Source organism: Roseibacillus persicicus (assembly GCF_014651675.1).
Classification (GTDB): domain Bacteria; phylum Verrucomicrobiota; class Verrucomicrobiia; order Verrucomicrobiales; family Akkermansiaceae; genus Roseibacillus; species Roseibacillus persicicus.
The window spans coordinates 170474-186393 of sequence record NZ_BMXI01000008.1 but is presented as its reverse complement, the minus strand read 5'-3'; the positions used below and the strand labels follow the sequence as shown (position 1 = coordinate 186393).

At 55.3% G+C, this 15920-nt stretch carries 14 protein-coding genes; 11 read left to right on the top strand and 3 right to left on the bottom strand.

Annotated features, from left to right (window positions below; all coding sequences use genetic code 11):
- Complete coding sequence (locus IE099_RS10860; RefSeq protein ID WP_189569951.1) at positions 1 to 2511, bottom strand: right-handed parallel beta-helix repeat-containing protein; 2511 nt, start codon at positions 2509 to 2511, stop codon at positions 1 to 3.
- Positions 2512 to 2926: 415 nt separating this feature from the next.
- Between IE099_RS10860 and IE099_RS10855 the strand changes: the two genes are divergently transcribed.
- The 5 genes from IE099_RS10855 to IE099_RS10835 all read left to right on the top strand — a co-directional run bounded on the left by IE099_RS10855 (position 2927) and on the right by IE099_RS10835 (position 6344).
- The gene (locus IE099_RS10855) at positions 2927 to 3601 is read left to right on the top strand and encodes a PEP-CTERM sorting domain-containing protein (RefSeq protein WP_189569950.1); all 675 of its coding nucleotides are present in this window, start codon (positions 2927 to 2929) and stop codon (positions 3599 to 3601) included.
- A 168-nt stretch (positions 3602 to 3769) separates the two neighbouring features.
- Positions 3770 to 4147: a hypothetical protein gene (locus IE099_RS10850; RefSeq protein WP_189569949.1), complete on the top strand. Its 378-nt coding sequence runs from the start codon at positions 3770 to 3772 to the stop codon at positions 4145 to 4147.
- 18 nt (positions 4148 to 4165) lie between these two features.
- The gene (locus tag IE099_RS10845; RefSeq protein ID WP_189569948.1) at positions 4166 to 4534 is read left to right on the top strand and encodes a hypothetical protein; all 369 of its coding nucleotides are present in this window, start codon (positions 4166 to 4168) and stop codon (positions 4532 to 4534) included.
- 155 nt (positions 4535 to 4689) lie between these two features.
- Positions 4690 to 4986: a hypothetical protein gene (locus tag IE099_RS10840; RefSeq protein WP_189569947.1), complete on the top strand. Its 297-nt coding sequence runs from the start codon at positions 4690 to 4692 to the stop codon at positions 4984 to 4986.
- A 2-nt stretch (positions 4987 to 4988) separates the two neighbouring features.
- On the top strand, positions 4989 to 6344 hold the full coding sequence (locus IE099_RS10835; RefSeq protein WP_189569946.1) for a radical SAM protein: 1356 nt from the start codon (positions 4989 to 4991) through the stop codon (positions 6342 to 6344).
- A 66-nt stretch (positions 6345 to 6410) separates the two neighbouring features.
- Here IE099_RS10835 and IE099_RS10830 read toward each other — a convergent pair whose 3' ends face one another.
- Positions 6411 to 8744, bottom strand: a complete 2334-nt coding sequence (locus tag IE099_RS10830) for a WD40/YVTN/BNR-like repeat-containing protein (RefSeq protein ID WP_189569945.1) — start codon at positions 8742 to 8744, stop codon at positions 6411 to 6413.
- Between the two features lie 48 nt (positions 8745 to 8792).
- Between IE099_RS10830 and IE099_RS10825 the strand changes: the two genes are divergently transcribed.
- The 5 genes from IE099_RS10825 (at position 8793) to IE099_RS10805 (ending at position 11909) form a co-directional block, all read left to right on the top strand.
- Positions 8793 to 8957: a hypothetical protein gene (locus tag IE099_RS10825; RefSeq protein WP_189569944.1), complete on the top strand. Its 165-nt coding sequence runs from the start codon at positions 8793 to 8795 to the stop codon at positions 8955 to 8957.
- Complete coding sequence (locus IE099_RS10820; RefSeq protein WP_189569943.1) at positions 8954 to 9505, top strand: hypothetical protein; 552 nt, start codon at positions 8954 to 8956, stop codon at positions 9503 to 9505. Before IE099_RS10825 ends, IE099_RS10820 begins: the two co-directional genes overlap by 4 nt.
- A 197-nt stretch (positions 9506 to 9702) precedes the next feature.
- A complete protein-coding gene (locus IE099_RS10815; protein WP_229809479.1) occupies positions 9703 to 10392 on the top strand; it encodes a prolipoprotein diacylglyceryl transferase in 690 nt (229 codons plus the stop codon).
- Positions 10393 to 10452: 60 nt separating this feature from the next.
- On the top strand, positions 10453 to 11136 hold the full coding sequence (locus IE099_RS10810; protein WP_189569942.1) for a spermine/spermidine synthase domain-containing protein: 684 nt from the start codon (positions 10453 to 10455) through the stop codon (positions 11134 to 11136).
- Positions 11137 to 11192: 56 nt separating this feature from the next.
- Positions 11193 to 11909 carry an SDR family oxidoreductase gene (locus IE099_RS10805; protein WP_189569941.1) on the top strand — a complete coding sequence of 239 codons (717 nt, stop codon included), beginning with the start codon at positions 11193 to 11195 and terminating at the stop codon, positions 11907 to 11909.
- 121 nt (positions 11910 to 12030) lie between these two features.
- On the opposite strand, the gene IE099_RS10800 is transcribed toward IE099_RS10805, so the two are convergent.
- Entirely contained in the window at positions 12031 to 13149 is a 1119-nt protein-coding gene (locus IE099_RS10800; protein WP_189569940.1) for a transposase, read from the bottom strand.
- 555 nt (positions 13150 to 13704) lie between these two features.
- On the opposite strand from IE099_RS10800, the gene IE099_RS10795 reads away from it, so the two are divergent.
- The gene (locus IE099_RS10795; RefSeq protein WP_189569939.1) at positions 13705 to 15621 is read left to right on the top strand and encodes a PEP-CTERM sorting domain-containing protein; all 1917 of its coding nucleotides are present in this window, start codon (positions 13705 to 13707) and stop codon (positions 15619 to 15621) included.
- Positions 15622 to 15920 lie beyond the last annotated feature (299 nt).

Genomic DNA, 15920 nt, shown 5'->3' with positions numbered 1-15920 from the left:
TCAGAGCACTGAGCGAATCTGTAGAAAATACTTCTCTGGCAGAACCGCCGGTAGGGTAACGGTATGAGCCTCCGGGGCCATACTGTTGGTCGAGAACGCGGAATCGATGGGCACCAGCGAGGACAAGTCTTCTCCACCATAGAATTGCAGGAGAATAGCCGGCGGGGCAGTGACCTCGACCTCGGCTTGGCCAGAAGCGACATTGACCAAAGTCAGATCGATAGCTCCATCGGTCGATTCATAATCCGCGAATGTTGCCACCGCTCCCGGAGTCGGGAGGACTGCCAGGGTCACATGGTCGTAGTGAGCGTCAAAGACCCGCCGGGCGGCATCTTCATTGCTCCCGATCAAGATGCTTTCCTCTAACAAGGGGCGGGTTCTCCAAAAGCCCCCATACTCACCCAACGGAGCGAGAACGAAGTCGTTCTGACTAGCGAACGAGGTGCCCGCAATAGTGCTCCAATTCCCATCCCATCGGAAGTTGCCCGCATTGACCACCACATTCAGGTCAGCCTTTCCGAGCACATCCAAACTACTCGTATTCTCGTAGAAAAGACTGTTGCTCACCCGATTGTAGCTTCCATTCTGGATAACCAGCGCCCCGGGCCCATGGCTTTGGGAGAAGGTTGAATAGTTGACCCAGAGACGCGAATTGTTGCTATACACCGCCGCTCCAACAGTGCCGTCAAAGGTGCAATTTCGCACCTCCAACACACTCCGGTCCGTTCCCGAATAGGCAATCATCGCCGCACTCACGCTGGCTCCAGTGCTTTCATTGCCATCAAAGGTCGAATTCCAGATCTGAATCGAAGGAGCTTGTTGACTGGCTGAAATAATAGCCCCTGCCGACATCACATTATCCTCAAAGTTGCATTCGTTGAGAAGTACGCGGGAAGCGAGACCGGCCGTGATATCCAACGAGATGAAGCGGCGGGCATTGCCACTGTATTCGCATCGATTCGCTCCCAACCGGGAACCTCTGGCCACTGCGAAAAACGGTTCACTGGAGGAACTTCCCGATGATCGAAAGCGAATATTCTGAAAGGACGCGCTGGCTCCTTCCCGCAACCAGAAACCCCGCTGGCTGTTCGTTGTCTGCAAGGTCAGCGGCACCGCCAGGCTGCTGGCGTCGAAGTCGATATGGGCCCCACTCCCCAATTCCAGAGAGCCCACCGAAATCGTTGCTCCGCTCATTGCGGGGCTGAAGATGATGCGGCGATTGGCGGGACCCGGCGCGTTGATCATCGTATCCAGGGTGCCCGGGCCATCGGTCCCGGCAGAGGTCACATAGTAGGCCACGTGGGTCGCGGCTTCCACCGCCCCGATATCCCGAATGTTCGAGGCTGGAGCCCCGGATCGACTGGCATTGCGCGCAAACCCGCGTCCATCGTAAAGACCTTCAAAGAACGCATTCGCGTGCCCGGGATTTCCGGCCCCAAGCGCAGGCGAACCAGGCTCTGGGAAGCAAGTCGGCACTACCCCTCCGAAGTATCCCAATCGAGACAACTTGGGGTCCACCCCAAGCACATCACCGGAGTGAGCCAGTGCGGCCGGAGTGGTATCGCAAAGATTGTATCCCATTGAGTCGATTCGCGAAGACGCGTGGTCAATCAAGTTGAGAAGTTCACCACTATTTTCCTCCCGGTTTCGGGCCACGATACAACTATAGAGAGCCAAATTGCTTCCACCCGCGACCCCACCACCCAAATTGTCGACGATGGTGCAATCGGCCATGATGATAGGCAATGAGCCCTCGGTATGAACCCCGCCCGCGTCCGACTTGCTTTTCGACAACCCATTTTCCGCAATGGTGCAGTTGGATAGAAAGCCCTTTTCGAATCGATTGTCCGGGAGCCCCGAAATGGCAACCCCTCCCCCAAAATTGTGATAGAAGCAGCTCTCCCGAATCTCCACTGTGCGACCGAAATAGAAGCGCAAACCGTATCCAGCAGAATCATTGGTCTTCTTTTTCAAACCATTGCCATGCACTTCGCAGCGACTCATCACAAGGTCTCCCGAAGCAAAATTAATCCCACTGTTCCCACAGTAACGAATGATCACATCCTCCAAAGTGATATCACTGGCATCCCCATATGCAGCCAGGATGCCATAGCGGGGAGCATCCTCGATGATCACATTTTTCAAGATGAGGCTCCGATTGGTGACATTGAACGCGTCCGTATCGGCGGGCAGACCAATCGCAGAAATTACGATGGGTTCCTCCAAAGCAGAGGCATCGATGATCAAGGCTCCGTTCACTTCATTGGAGGGCTCAGGATCTGAAATCAAAAGCGACTCTCCGGTTATAAAAAAGCGCTGGGCGCCCACACTGGGATCAAAGGTAATGGTGGAAAGCTCGTCACCCGCCTCGCGAATCGCCTCGCGCAGTGAGAGCTCGGAACCGACGGGATTATCATCCTGGTCCGAATGGGTAGTGACGACCTGACTATTTGCCGCGAGATGATTCGCGAAAACAAACAGAACCGTTAGAAAAAGCGTTGTCCTAATCATGCTGCATTGTTGTTGTTTGCTTCATTACCAAACTTCAAAAATAGAAGTTCGATAATGACGACTTCGATATACAATCCGAACTGAAAGTTCAACCTTAGACGAGAGGTACTGACCTCAGTTGCTTCTTAAAGCCAAAGCACGAAGAGATGAGGAACTGGTGAAGCTTTCGACTAATTCCGAAGAAAAAATAACATTCCGACGGAAACAAAGAGTAAAATTTTTCCCCGGTTAAACCGAGGCGCTGAGAAAATCCACCCAGCAATTTCGCTTTAGGGACCTCCGGTTCTTTGCCTTCTGGAGAATATGTAACTTCATGCAATTTTTGTGTTGATTTAGTCCCCGACTTTGCTTTGCTGAAAGACCCATGAAGAACAAACTGATAGGCGTGGCCGTCTCAATAAATCTTGCAGCTGGAATGTCAAACGGCGCCATTGTCGGCTTCGCATCCAACTTCGACTCTCTTGACGCCTCAGATTCCGCCGCGTCACTTGGTGGTGAAGGATGGCAATGGTTTGCCAATGTCTTCGACCCTACCGGAGCAAACTATTTGGGGGGATATTTTGGTGGTACCAACTTTGGAGGAGCTTCTGCCGCAGGTCTCTCTGGCACTCCCGGGGATCAGCAGATGGTCGTCTACAGCGACTACGGTAACGCTGGGGATCAGGGTGCGGGAAACATAATCGAGATGAACGTTTACCAGCAGCAAGCCATCACCATCGACGATGTGGGCTCCACTTGGTATTTCTCGTTCGACGCTGCGCCCGCCGCAACCAATGCATTGCTACCGCCATCGACCGCCATCGCCTTCATTAAAGTTTTTCCCAATGACTTCAGCACTCTTCTCGCCTTCCCCACTGCCGATACTTCGACCTTGGCTGGGCCTATCAGCGAAGAGCTGGAAGTGACGATCGATGCCGGCATGGTCGGAGGATTCGTTCAATTCGGCTTTAGTAATCAGGCAACAAACTATAACAACTCAGCGGTGGATTATGATAACGTCTCGTTCTCCCAGACCTCAATCCCTGAACCCAGCACTGCCATTCTTGGTCTCATCGGCCTTGGCTTTCTAACTGTGCGACGCCGCAGCTAAAACATTTCCCCTACAAAAAAACCCAAACCAAAAACCCATACAGCCCAAAGAAAACCCCTAAAAACCCACAAAACCCCGCCTTCCCCCCCCACAGGAAGGCGGGGTTCTTATTTTTAGGCTGAGGATAATCTGGTTTTGCCCGAGTCCCGCTCTTGTTAGGATCCCCGCATGGAACCAAACATCCCGCCACCGAAGCCCTCTGCGGTGCAAGGCTGGCTGATGGTTTTTTGCTGGCTTGTTCCCGGCCTATCCGCGCTGGGGGCGGTGACCTTGAGTTTCGTTCTGTCCTACTCCCGCCGGAGCAGCAGTCCCTTTCTCGAAATTCTCGATGAGCTTCTGCTTCTCGTTCTGCTCGCCCTCCTGATTGGCTCGGGCATCTTCGCCTCAATCTTACGAATCACGCGCCTGGAGGGCAGTTCCGGGGTCACTCCCCGCACGGTGGCCGGGCAAACTTTCCTCTTCTGCCTGGCACAAATCTTTGTGACTCCCGTCGTCGCCTTTTCCTTTATGATGGGCTGTGGAGCCGTCTCTTCGATCTTTTCCTAACAGGTTCGAATCTCCTCGATGAAACCCAGCCGTCCTCCCGCAGAAAAGATCGTTTCTGCCGTCCACCGCTGGCTGACCTTCCTCTGCTGGATCCTTCCCGGGGCAGTCTTGGGGGTTCTCTATTCCGTTCTCTATTGGAATCAATCCAGCTATCATGTGGAAGCTCGAACCACTCTCCTGGGCGCAATTGCCTTTTGGTTGTTGGTCCTTGGGGGCAGCGGTTTGTTTGCATCCCTGCAGGTCGTTTCTCTTCGCGATGGCAGTGAAGAAACGAAAGTCCGGGTTCTCGCGCGAGAGACTTTTTCCTTCTGTTTGTGGCAAATCATCACCGCCCCCATTTCGGCCATCCCTTTCCTAGTGGGTGCCAACCTTCTTCTGGGCAATTGATAGGCTGACATTGATATAAACAATCTTTCTATCAGCGAAATCAATTTCGGGCGCGGGTGGCAAACTGCTAGCGTCAGGCTATCTCCAGTGAAATTCCACCACCCAAGGCATCGCGACCTCCCCTCCATGGGTGGCTGAGCTTTCTCTGTTGGGTATTGCCGGGGATTTCATCAATCGGACTCGTCTTCCTCGGGGCCGCTTTCGGTTCGACTGGCTTTCTCACTGAACAACAGCTCGTCCTTGCGCTGCTATTCCTCCTTCTGCTGATCTCAATTTGTGCTGGTGTCTTTGCCTCCATCCTCAAGATTACCGATAGGGATGGCCGCGAAGGAATTCATGGCAAAGCCCTAGCCTTCGAGACCACCGTCTTCTGCCTGATTCAATGCCTCGTCACTCCGTTGGTGTTTGTGACCATTGCGTTTGGCGGCTGCCTTCTCTTTATTTCTCTCTAATCATGACCACTCTTCCTCCCATCCTCTCCCGTGATCCACGGGAGATTAAGCGCACCACCTCCCGCTGTCCCGAATGCCATCTCCGGGTCCCGGGCGAGGTTCTCAAGGTGAACAATGAGGACGGGAAGTCCGAAGTGCATCTGCGGCGGACTTGTCCGGAACATGGCACCTCCACCTCCCTCATCTCCTCTGATGCCCGCTTCTATTGGCTGGCCCAGGGGTCGGAGGACAATCGCTGTGGACCGGGCTGCGCCTGTTCGCCCGCGGACTCGGCGGGACTGCCAGGAACCTTGGGAAAGAATGCCGGCCAACCCGATACCATCGAAAAGCTCTCCACCTGCCTGGCCCTCATCGAGATTGTGGACTCGTGCAATCTAGCTTGTCCGACTTGTTTTGCTGACTCGCCCTCGGGAACGGGGGAACGCCTGAAGTATCACTCCCTCGCCGCACTGCAGCAACGCATCACCGGGGTGCTGGACCGCAAGGGCCACATCGAGCTGCTGCAGCTTTCCGGCGGAGAACCGACTTTGCATCCCGAATTCTTTGCCCTGCTGGATTGGATCCATGAGGAACCGCGTATCGACTACGCCCTCATCAATACCAATGGGGTGAAGCTGGCGGGCGATAAAGACTTTGTCGCCGAGCTGGGCAAACGCACTTCCCGGGGTCACATCCAACTCTACTTACAATTCGATGGTCCCCAAGAGGCTGGCCAAGTCGAATTGCGGGGGGCCGACCTGCGGGCGATGAAAAAGATGGCTCTCGCCAATTGCGAATCCATCGCCCTGCCCGTCACCCTCGCGATGACGGTGACGCCGGAGAACCTGCCCCATCTCTGGGAGACGGTGCGCTTCGGGCTGGAATTCGAAAGCTGTCGGGGCGTCTCCTTCCAGCCCATGTTCCACTCCGGCCGCACCCACGCCCAAGAGCGCCGCCTGAATACCGCGGACGTTATCTTGGGATTGATGGAGCAGTCGGGCGAGGAGCTCTGGCCCGATGACTTCACCCCCCTGCCCTGCGGCGACCCGAACTGCGCGACGATTGGCTACTTGCTCAAGACTCCCCTCGGCACGCGCAGTGTTTCGCACTTCATCGACTTTGCCAAAGTGCAGGGCTTCTTGCAGGACAAGATTCGCTACAACCTCTCCGACCTCGTGCAGTGCGGCTGCGACAATACGGAACTGGGGGAAATCCTGAAGCAGTTCGAGCTGCGCGAAAAGGACACCTACCGCCTCTTCATCAAACCCTTCATGGACGCCAGCACCTGGGACGACGATCGCATCGACCGTTGCTGCACCCACGTCATTCGACCCGATGGCAAGTTGGACTCCTTCTGCCGCTACTATGGATTGGAGTGAGGCGGAATTTTCCAGCCGAGCTACCCCCGCTTCGCGACTTGCGAAGAGACCACCCACAATAAAATCTCACGGGCGAACCACTTCAGTACGGAGACGAAGCAGCACGGGATCACTTCCTTCGATCTTCACCCGCACCGACTTGCGATACCGTCCTTGGGAAGAAGAAGGAAAGTCAGGTTCCAGGCCATCGCGGACCCAACCTCGCTCGCTTTCAAATCGTTCTACCCAACAGATCGCCCCGGGACGGTCGAGGGACCACGGGAAGGTATACTGACCTTGCAAACCCGTGTAACCAACCCAATCGAACCTCACATTATCAACCCAGTGATGCAGAAGAGAGGCCTCGCCGACAGCCTCTCTGAGTAAGGGGTTGAGATCGAAACGGTATTCGAAGGCATTGGCCCAGCCATCACCATCAGGATCGGCCAGTGGTCCGGAGATGGCTTCATCGGCGAGTTGAGCAGGTGAAAACTGTTCTGCCTGCCATTCCGCGAAGAAATCGCGCCAAGCGGCGCTCACCCCAATGAGCCCTCCATCTCCGACAAAGACGACCCGATCCTGAAAGCGCGCCCCATGCTTGAACCCGCCCTGTGCGGGGTAGGGAAAGTCAGCGCCAAAGAGCCCCTCGTAGTGAATGTCCCACGCGGAGCCATCGGGCGAACTGGAGAGATAGCGTTGGTCACAGGCGATGAAGGTCCCGAAGGCAAAGAGAATATCGGAATCCACCGCCTGGGCATCCCGTTTCCACCACACTTCAAAGTCTTCGGTGAAATGAGCCTGATAGGAATCAGGGACGAGCCAGAGGCCGTTGCCGAAACTAGCGTTCTGATAGGTAACGGTCTCGGGTCCCAGTTGAACGGAGTCCCAACTGAGCCCGTCTGTGGAATAAAAAATCAAGCCCTCGCTTGCCGTTATGAGATAAGTCCCTCCCCCGTAGTTCACAGAAGTTAGGTCCACAGCAGTGCCCAGCGAGATGGGAGTCCAAGCAACGCCATCGCTCGAGCGGGCCAAGGCTCCCGCCTGGCCACAGGCCCAAAAATATTGCCCATCCCAGACCGCACCCTTGAGGGAGCTGTTCGAAAAATGGACAGGGGCCGTTGCGGTCCAGGTGATTCCGTCGCTGGAGAGCCAGCACTTGGCCTCAGCCTCCGTTCCTCCAACCGCGAGAAAAAGATTCAATTCGGGAGCATGAATCACCCGGGCCACGTCGGCTGGTTCGGGTAATTGCACCGGAGAGAAGGTGACCGCATCATCACTCCAGAGGAGGTGCCCTCCTTCCCCGGCAATGACAAGACGGTCATCCCTGGCAGCGATCGTCGTCCAGTTCCACGCTTGTTGGGGCAGGAGCTGTTCGCGCTCCGTTTCCCAATTGGCCCCCTTCCACAGATTTCCATTTTCCCCCAAAATGTAGAGCTGACCGTTTGCCGACGTGAGGTGAGTGGCTTTCGCCCGCGAAAAGTCGGAAGACGAATCGCCGGCCAATCCGCTGCTGACCTCCCAAGTCACCCCGCTCGCGGAGCTCACCAGGATGGGGGCCCCGCCGTATCCTTCCGCCAGGGCATAGAACTGGCCGTCGTGCCACGTGAGATCGCGGGGTGAAGAATAGACCGGCTGCACGCTCCCGAGCTGCCCGCTTGTCAGGTAGTAGACCACATAGGGAAACTGCTCGCTGGTCCATTGCAGCCCATCCGGGGACAGGGACAGACGACCATTGGAACCGCTGGCGACCCACCCGGTCTCGCCAACCGCGAGGGCCGTCTGACCGGCGGGGACGGAGGGGACCGCCGACCAGTTTTCGCCATCGGACGAGCTCCACAAGCCAGCGGTGCCGTTGGAGGCGCCATTGGCTAACATATAGAGTCCGTCTTTTTCGATCAGTTGGGAAATGGTGAGGAAATTCTCTTGGTCCCCGATGGGGCTCTCCGTCCACACTTGGGCATCTGCCGATCGGAAGAGCTGCGCATTGACCCACTGGCGCCCACTGATGCCGTCATTGGAGTAGGCCCCCGCACTCCAAGCCCAAAAGAAGCCGCCCTCCCAGATGAGCTGCTCCAGAGGCACCGGCATCTCGTGGCCTTCCCACTCGTCGGTCCAGGAAACTTTGGTCCAAAGCTGTCCCGAAGCGAGTGCAACCCAAAGCCCTGGCCGGTGGACGAGCTGGGTGGCGAACACGCCTTCTGGTAACCCAAGGTCTTCAAGCTGAAAGGTCTCACCATCGTCACTCACCAACCCTTGTCCGTTCGGGTCTCCAAAGAGGGCCACCAGCATCCCTTCCCCTTCCGCCAAGTGCTCAAGAGTCTGGTAGGTCGGCAGCGGACCACGAGCGGTCCAATGCGAAAGAGGGTGTTCCGCCCCGTGGCTCCAGCCTAAAACCAACAGAACAAAGAAGAGGGTTCTCATACAAACCAAGATCTATATTTTCCCTAGTGAAACCTCAAGAAGGTTAAAGTGACAAGGTGGCGATCGCAGGCCCGTTCACCCACGCGGAAGACCCGTGGCCGCCACCTCGTTGGTGGAGCCAAGGCCCGGACCATCCCGTCTGTTAGCTCTCTCCCGGACGGCATTCTCCTACTCGCCTTTTCCGAGTTTTTCCCTATCGTCCTCTCCCTGTGAACGAACAACCCACTCCCCCCAGCGTCCCCTCACCACCGCCCAAGCTCAATGCGACGCTGCTCTGGCTGACCATTCTGGGACCCATCGGCCTAATCGGCATTTTCACCATTATGGCCTTTTCCGAAATCGAATTTGATTTCATGAACATCGCTCCATCTCTCACCGTTTTAGCTATTTTGATCGGTTGGATCGTTTTTGGAGTCGTTCTTTCAAAAAGGTTTCGAGGAGGAGGACTGGTGCTCTGCCTCATCGGTTATCCTCTTGCGCAGGCCGCGATTTGCTTCGCCATTTTCTTCTTCGGATGCCTGGCCAGTTTAGGTGGCAATTGGGGCCATAGAGCTCCGGACAGTTGGGTCGAAGAACAAGAACGACTGGCGAGAGAAAATGCCATCGATCCCTTCGCGCTCGAAGAGGCAAAGCAAGAATTGGAGGAGCACCTTGAGCGAGAGGAGGTAGAGAACGAATTCCTCGGAACACCGCGAGATTTCCAACCTGCAGGAGAACCGATTTCCAGACCTGTTCCCAACGAAGAGGTTGTTGAGCCATGAAATCATTTCCCAGGCAGAGCACTCCTCTTCCACTCCCCATCTTTCGAGTCCTCCTCTGGCTGGTCCCCTTTCCCGTTTCCGTCACATCGACGGGCTGCGTTTCCATCCTTATTGCAAAGGTGGCCTCGCTTCACCTCTGCTCTATCTGCCCTTGGCGGTGATTTTCTCTTCGCTTTTCTCAATCATCTAATCAAGCAGTGGACCTGTTCTCAAATCCAGCTTCCCTCTACTCGCTCACTCTGCTCATCGGCATTGTCGGTTCGGCCATTTATTGGATCCGTCGGGGCAAATCCGATCCGATGATTCCCCTCATCTACGGGGCCGCTCTGGCCTGTGCCTTCATTGGGGCCAAGCTGGCCTATCTGCTTTCCGAAGGATGGTTGGTGGCTGCTTCAGACAATCGCCTGTTGCATTGGTTGACCGGCAAGTCGGTGACCGGTGCTTTGCTCGGTGGCTTCATCGGAGTGGAGATGGCCAAGAAGTTGGCGGGCTATCGCAAGGCGACCGGCGACGGTTTCGCGGCCGTGGTTCCGCTGGCCATCATCGTGGGGCGCTTGGGCTGTCTGTCACATGGTTGTTGCAAAGGAATCGCCTGCGAAATCGGACCCCTCGATCACTGGCCCTCCGTCGAGGTCGAGATCGCCTTCAACCTCCTCATCTTTCTCACCTTTTTCAACTTCCGTCGCTTTGGCTTCCTGCGCGGGCAGCACTTTCACCTCTATCTCATCTCCTACGGACTCTTCCGGTTCGGCCATGAGTTTCTCCGCGCCACGCCCAAGCCCTTTCTGGGGTTGTCGGGCTACCAGCTCTTCGCGCTCGCCCTCGCCATCACCGGACTGGTGGCCTTCCGCCGTCGCCAACGCAATCCCCCGAGCGAGTTCGCCTAGTGCCAGCGGGACCTTCCTTGCCCGACCTGCGGCGGTCTGTTATGGCCTTCTTTTCCTTTTATGAAGCCCACCACCAATGTCGCCGAAACCCACGCTCCCGATGGCGCGCACTTTCGTCTCATCGAGCACGACGGGGACTACTACCTCTACATGAACGATCGGCAGGTCATGAGCACCAAGATGACCTACTCCGAGCGCATGTTGGCGGACATCGGCTGCGACTTCTCCGGTCCCCGCAAGGAGGCCCGCATCCTGGTGGGTGGCTTGGGGCTAGGCTTCAGCCTGCGCCGGGCACTGGAACTCACGGGCCCGGATTCCCGCTGCGAGGTCGCGGAACTCTTGCCCGAGGTCGCCCGCTGGAACCGTGAGCTCCTCAAGGGCTACAACGACGACATCCTCAACGACCCGCGCACCGTGGTCACCATCGACGACGTCTTTCACTGCATTCGCAAGGCTGCCAATGGCGACATTCCGCCCTACGATGCCATTCTCCTGGATGTCGATGACGGCCCCTCTTCCCTACTGCAGCCGCAGAACTCGCAACTCTATCAGAGCAAGGGTCTTTCCTTGCTCAAACAAGCGCTTGCACCCAATGGCCGCATTGCCTTTTGGGCAGTGGAGAAAGATCCCCGGCTCTTTCGTTCCCTCAAGAAAGCCAAGTTCTGGGTGGAAGAATATCCCGTCGCCAAGCACGAACGCGCCAAGCGCAAAGAGCATGCGATCTATCTGGCGGTGAGACGCTGAAGAGTTCTTCGCGATTGCAATTGAAGGGCGAAGGGTTTCAATTCGGCCCCATCACTATGAGCAAGCTATCAGGGAAACGCATCGCAGTCACGGGAGCTTCCAGCGGAATTGGAGCCGCCATTACGCAGGCCCTCGTCGCTGAAGGAGCGGAGGTCTTCGGCATGTGCCGCAAGATTGGCAAGATTCCAACAGGCGCCACCCCCATCTCCTGCGACCTGCGCAACCCTGATCGAATTGGCCACGCCTTCGAGATCATCGAACAAGCGGCCGGCGGATTGGATGCCATCGTCAACAACGCGGGCTTGGCTTGGTTGGAAAGAGTGACCGACGGCGACCCCGCCCGCTTTGCCGAGATGTGGCAAGTCAACGTGCACGGGCTCGTGGTGGCCACCCAAGAAGCCCTCAAGCTCTTCCCCGCAAGCGGCGGTCGCATCGTCAATATCTCCAGCATGAGCGGCCATCGGGTTCCGCCCACGGGAGGATTCTATTCCCCCACCAAGTTCGCGGTCCGGGCCATCACCGAGTCCCTGCGCTGTGAATTCGCGGGCGATGGTTCCCCCCATCAAGTGGCCATGGTCTCGCCCGGATATGTCGACACCCCGATCCTGGACACCTATTTCGAAGGCCGTTCCGAAAAGCTGGCGGACATGCGCGAAACCATGCCCATGCTCCAACCCGAAGACATCGCCCAAGCCGCACTCACCATCCTCAGCGCCCCCGACCACGTCAACATCGGCGACATTCAACTACGCTCCTCTGCTCAACGTGCTTAGATGAAGACGGTCTCCTGTCTACGTAGACCTCTTTGCAGGTCTCTGAAATCCGACTCCGAGCGAAAATGCAGAGCAGAAGAAAGGTTCTGCGACTTTTCGATTCAAGTTTTTCCTACCGGCTTCAACTCACAACGTTCTTCTGGAGTTGTCTCAAGTTATAGATTCGTTGCGGCTTTGGGACCAGCTCGAGCCCCTTTAGGGGGCGCGAACCGTCCTTGCGGTTGGGCGAAAAGTGTTCCCGGGCGGATTGGAAGACTTCTTCGATAAAGGATTTAGTGCCCAAGGCGGCTCCGTCGCTGAAGTAACGAACTCGGCAGCGGAGATAGTCACTCTGCTTGAGCCGCCCTCCTTCCTTCATGACTTCAAGAGCCCTCTCGCGCGAGATTCGGGCCCGGAAGACATGAGCTTTTCCGCCTAGTCCCTCTTTTTGCAGCTCTTCATTGCGGGCTCTTTCAGAGAAGGGAACCCCGAACAAATAGCATCGCCATCTCTCGAGGGCTTCTTTGTTAGAAACAACTGGCGAAACAGCAGTGACATCTGAGTTCGAAGAGCGTTCGACTCCTCCGAGGCTATCGACGCGAAAACTTTGCAGCCACTGCAAGGCCTTTTGCGCCAGCTTGCCTCCCGCCACGGCCTCGCCATAGCTGCACCAGCGATAGTCCTTGGAATCCTGGCAAATTCCCGCCCGCACCGGATTGAGGTCGATATAGGCAGCCATGGTCTTGATGGCGGCCCCTTTTCCTTCCACTAAAACAGAGCGAAAGCGGTCTTCCCAGAGAGTGCCGCGGCGGTTGTGGCGGCCGTTGAACCATTGGGTGAAGCGCTGCTTGAGAACCTTCATATAGCGGCTGATATCCCACATCCGGCTGAACCACTTTTCGCGCAATTCCTCGGCGGATTTGTCATTGCCCTGGCCTCGATAATGGGACAGTTCCCACTCCAACTCGGTGGCCGCCTCATCCCCCAGACAACTGCGAACATGGGCCACCAAGCCCGCATCATCGGGTAATTCCGAGTCATCCGGACGCTGCGGCACCTCCACGAGAATGTGAAAGTGATTCGACATCACCGCATAGGAAATCACGCGCAGTCCGTAGAGCTTTTCGTAAAGACGCATGTAGCGAACGAACTGCTCCTTCTCCGTCTCCCCCAGCAAAAACTCCCGCCCCACCACTCGGGAAACGCAATGATAATAGGCTTGGGCATGGCCGGGGGGAACTTTGACGCGGGGTCGTCTCATTTCGAAAAACTGCCAAATCTCGCCCTCCGCGTCAATTTCCTTTGGAAGGGGTCAGGCATTTTATTCCCCTTTTATTCACTCCGGCATTTTATTCACTCCGTAAAGTATTGGCGTTGAATACAGTCGCAGCTGAGAAACCCGACCTCCGGGCCGAGGACTCTGGACTCCCTGCAACACGTTAACGCCACTCTTTGAGCCAGATTCTTGGACCCCGCTGATTGCCGGACACTTGTCATTGGCAATGACCCTCAGCCAACCATTGCTGCTTTAACGAACCATGGGACATCACTACAAAATTTCGGGAAAATTGAATTTAAATCTTTGCTCTAAACCGCTGACTATTTTGCAATTTGCGGCGCGCTTTCCGATAGAATTACCTCATAGGAATCTAATTATAAACAATTTACGAGCGTTCTAGACCAAGTCTCAATCCCGCGTCTTGCTGAAATGAGGCTTGGTCGACAGAAGACACTAGGTAACTTTTCTGACTGAGATGAAATAGTCGTTGCCTCCAAATTGGTGGCTCGACTTCCTTCGTTAACCAAAAAACCTAATATGAAACCCAAATTTATTCGAGTGAGCATGCCGCTAGCAGCTTCGGCTATGGTTAGTCTTTCGGGTGGTCTTTCCGCCCAAATTGTCTGGAATGGAGCTGGCGATGGCACGAACTGGACCGACGGCGCCAACTGGGTCGGTGGGACCGCTCCTGCCAATGATATCACCACGGACATTGCCCAGTGGAACGGTGGCATTGAGTTGGATGTAAATCGGTCTGTTCATGGTCTCGACTTTACCGGTGGTGCTCAATTAAACGACGCTGGCGATGACAATACGCTGACTCTTGGTGGCGGTGGCATTGACGTCACTGGCGGTGGTGCTGGCGATATTTACACCGATGTGATATTTGCAGCCGACTCTATCATCACACTATCGAACCAGCGTATCTCGTTTCGCGGGACCAGTAACCTTTCCGGATCAGGCAATGTGACGATCACTGGTGGAAATATTGCTTACTTTGATGTTGGGGCGAGTACTAGGACTGGTGGAACAACGGTCACTGGGGGCGCAAGAGCCAGCCTTAAAGGAAGCACAGGCCTCGGGTCTGGAACCGTTACTTTAGATAACGGCACGGTGGAGGATAATAATGTAGGCTATCACTGGAATAATGATGTCGTTGTTAATGCGGGGGGAGGCACATTGAACTTCAATGGTAATATGAACGGCACCTACACTGGCAATGGCGCTTTGACGATTGTAGGCTCAAGTATAACTTCAGATAAAACGATAACAGCTGACGGGTCAGGTCATTCGGGTGGCGTTACACTCGATAACGTAAGATTCCGAACAAGCAACAATAGCGCTTATGGAACTGGCGCGATCACCCTAACAAACGGTGCTATTATTAAGAACAATAATAATAACGTGACATTAGAGAATGACATAATCATCGGCGATGGCGGCGGCGGATTCGAGGTCGGTTGGAGTAATAGAAATATTAGGCTCAATGGCGAAGTGTCTGGAGCTGGACCACTTCTAGTTAGCAATGATAGCAGTTTTTTAAGGATTCTTTCGAATAACTCGTATACTGGTGGCACCGAGATCCAAGGATTCGTGAATACTCGCTCTGGTGGATTAGGGACAGGAGAAATTGTTTTGAACGATGTTGCTGGCGGCCGCGGTCAACTCCAAAACTTTGAACAAGAAGCGACTTTGGACAACGACATGCTCGTCTCTGCAAACGGTGGTCGCCTGAAAGCTGGTTGGAATTCCGACCTCATCATCACCGGTGTGGTATCTGGTTCGGGTCAACTCACCATCGAAGGGGATTCCGGAGTCAATCGACTTACCAACAATGCTAATACTTTCTCTGGCAATATCGTATTGGATGCGGGTACGTCAAGAATCGCTGTGGGCTCACTTGGGGGAGGAACCTACAGTGGTGTCGTCAGCGGAGAAGGAACTTTCGAATATACCGGTTCAGGCATCCAGACTGTGACCGGAACAAGCTCCCATACAGGTTCCACTACAATCAGCACCGGCACATTCTTTGTTGACGGTGACTACTCAAGTTCATCCTTCACAATAGCAGGAGGAGCAGCCCTCGGTGGCTCAGGTGACTTGGGGAATGTCTTCTTTGACGATGGCGCTTTGCTTGACGTCTTTGGTGGTGTCTTGACCCTCGGCAGCGCAGCGACTCTCTCATTTGCTGACTTTGGATTCGATGACCTCGTGAATAGCTCTTGGATGACCGATGGCGAAGGAACCTACACCCTTATCGATGGTGAATTCACCCTTGATTCTACTGGATTGCAAAACTTTGGTGCCGCCAACGCATTGGACCGGGGGGATGGCTACAAGGTCTACTTCGGCGAGGGCAGCCTGGTCTACTCCGTCGTTGCTATTCCTGAGCCTGGGGTATCTTTGCTGGCTGGATTGGGAATGTTCGCACTCATCCGCCGCCGTCGTTCTTAGAACCGAATTGTCTCTCCGCCTTGAGGGACGATTTATTTGGGCTCGGTCACATTTTTGATAGCCGGAAGTCGTTTCGATGACTTCCGGTTTTTTTGTCTGGGAAGACTGGGTTGGTTTTGCAGAATGAAAAATGCCTGACCCGAATAGCGCTTGGTCAAGCGGGCTTTCGATAGGTCGAGCGGTGCGGGATTTCTTCGAAAAGGTGCCGGAGTTTGGTGAGCATTCGGGAGCTTTTGGCTCTTCTTTTGACAACTCGGGGTTCTCGTCGATCTGGTCGAATATCCAAAACCTTGGTTGCC

Coding starts and splice junctions, on each gene's coding strand:
- IE099_RS10855 (WP_189569950.1), top strand. CDS start 2,927: ATGTCAAACGGCGCCATTGTCGGCTTCGCATCCAACTTCGACTCTCTT.
- IE099_RS10850 (WP_189569949.1), top strand. CDS start 3,770: ATGGAACCAAACATCCCGCCACCGAAGCCCTCTGCGGTGCAAGGCTGG.
- IE099_RS10845 (WP_189569948.1), top strand. CDS start 4,166: ATGAAACCCAGCCGTCCTCCCGCAGAAAAGATCGTTTCTGCCGTCCAC.
- IE099_RS10795 (WP_189569939.1), top strand. CDS start 13,705: ATGAAACCCAAATTTATTCGAGTGAGCATGCCGCTAGCAGCTTCGGCT.
- IE099_RS10810 (WP_189569942.1), top strand. CDS start 10,453: ATGAAGCCCACCACCAATGTCGCCGAAACCCACGCTCCCGATGGCGCG.
- IE099_RS10805 (WP_189569941.1), top strand. CDS start 11,193: ATGAGCAAGCTATCAGGGAAACGCATCGCAGTCACGGGAGCTTCCAGC.
- IE099_RS10835 (WP_189569946.1), top strand. CDS start 4,989: ATGACCACTCTTCCTCCCATCCTCTCCCGTGATCCACGGGAGATTAAG.
- IE099_RS10800 (WP_189569940.1), bottom strand. CDS start 13,149: ATGAGACGACCCCGCGTCAAAGTTCCCCCCGGCCATGCCCAAGCCTAT.
- IE099_RS10860 (WP_189569951.1), bottom strand. CDS start 2,511: ATGATTAGGACAACGCTTTTTCTAACGGTTCTGTTTGTTTTCGCGAAT.
- IE099_RS10830 (WP_189569945.1), bottom strand. CDS start 8,744: ATGAGAACCCTCTTCTTTGTTCTGTTGGTTTTAGGCTGGAGCCACGGG.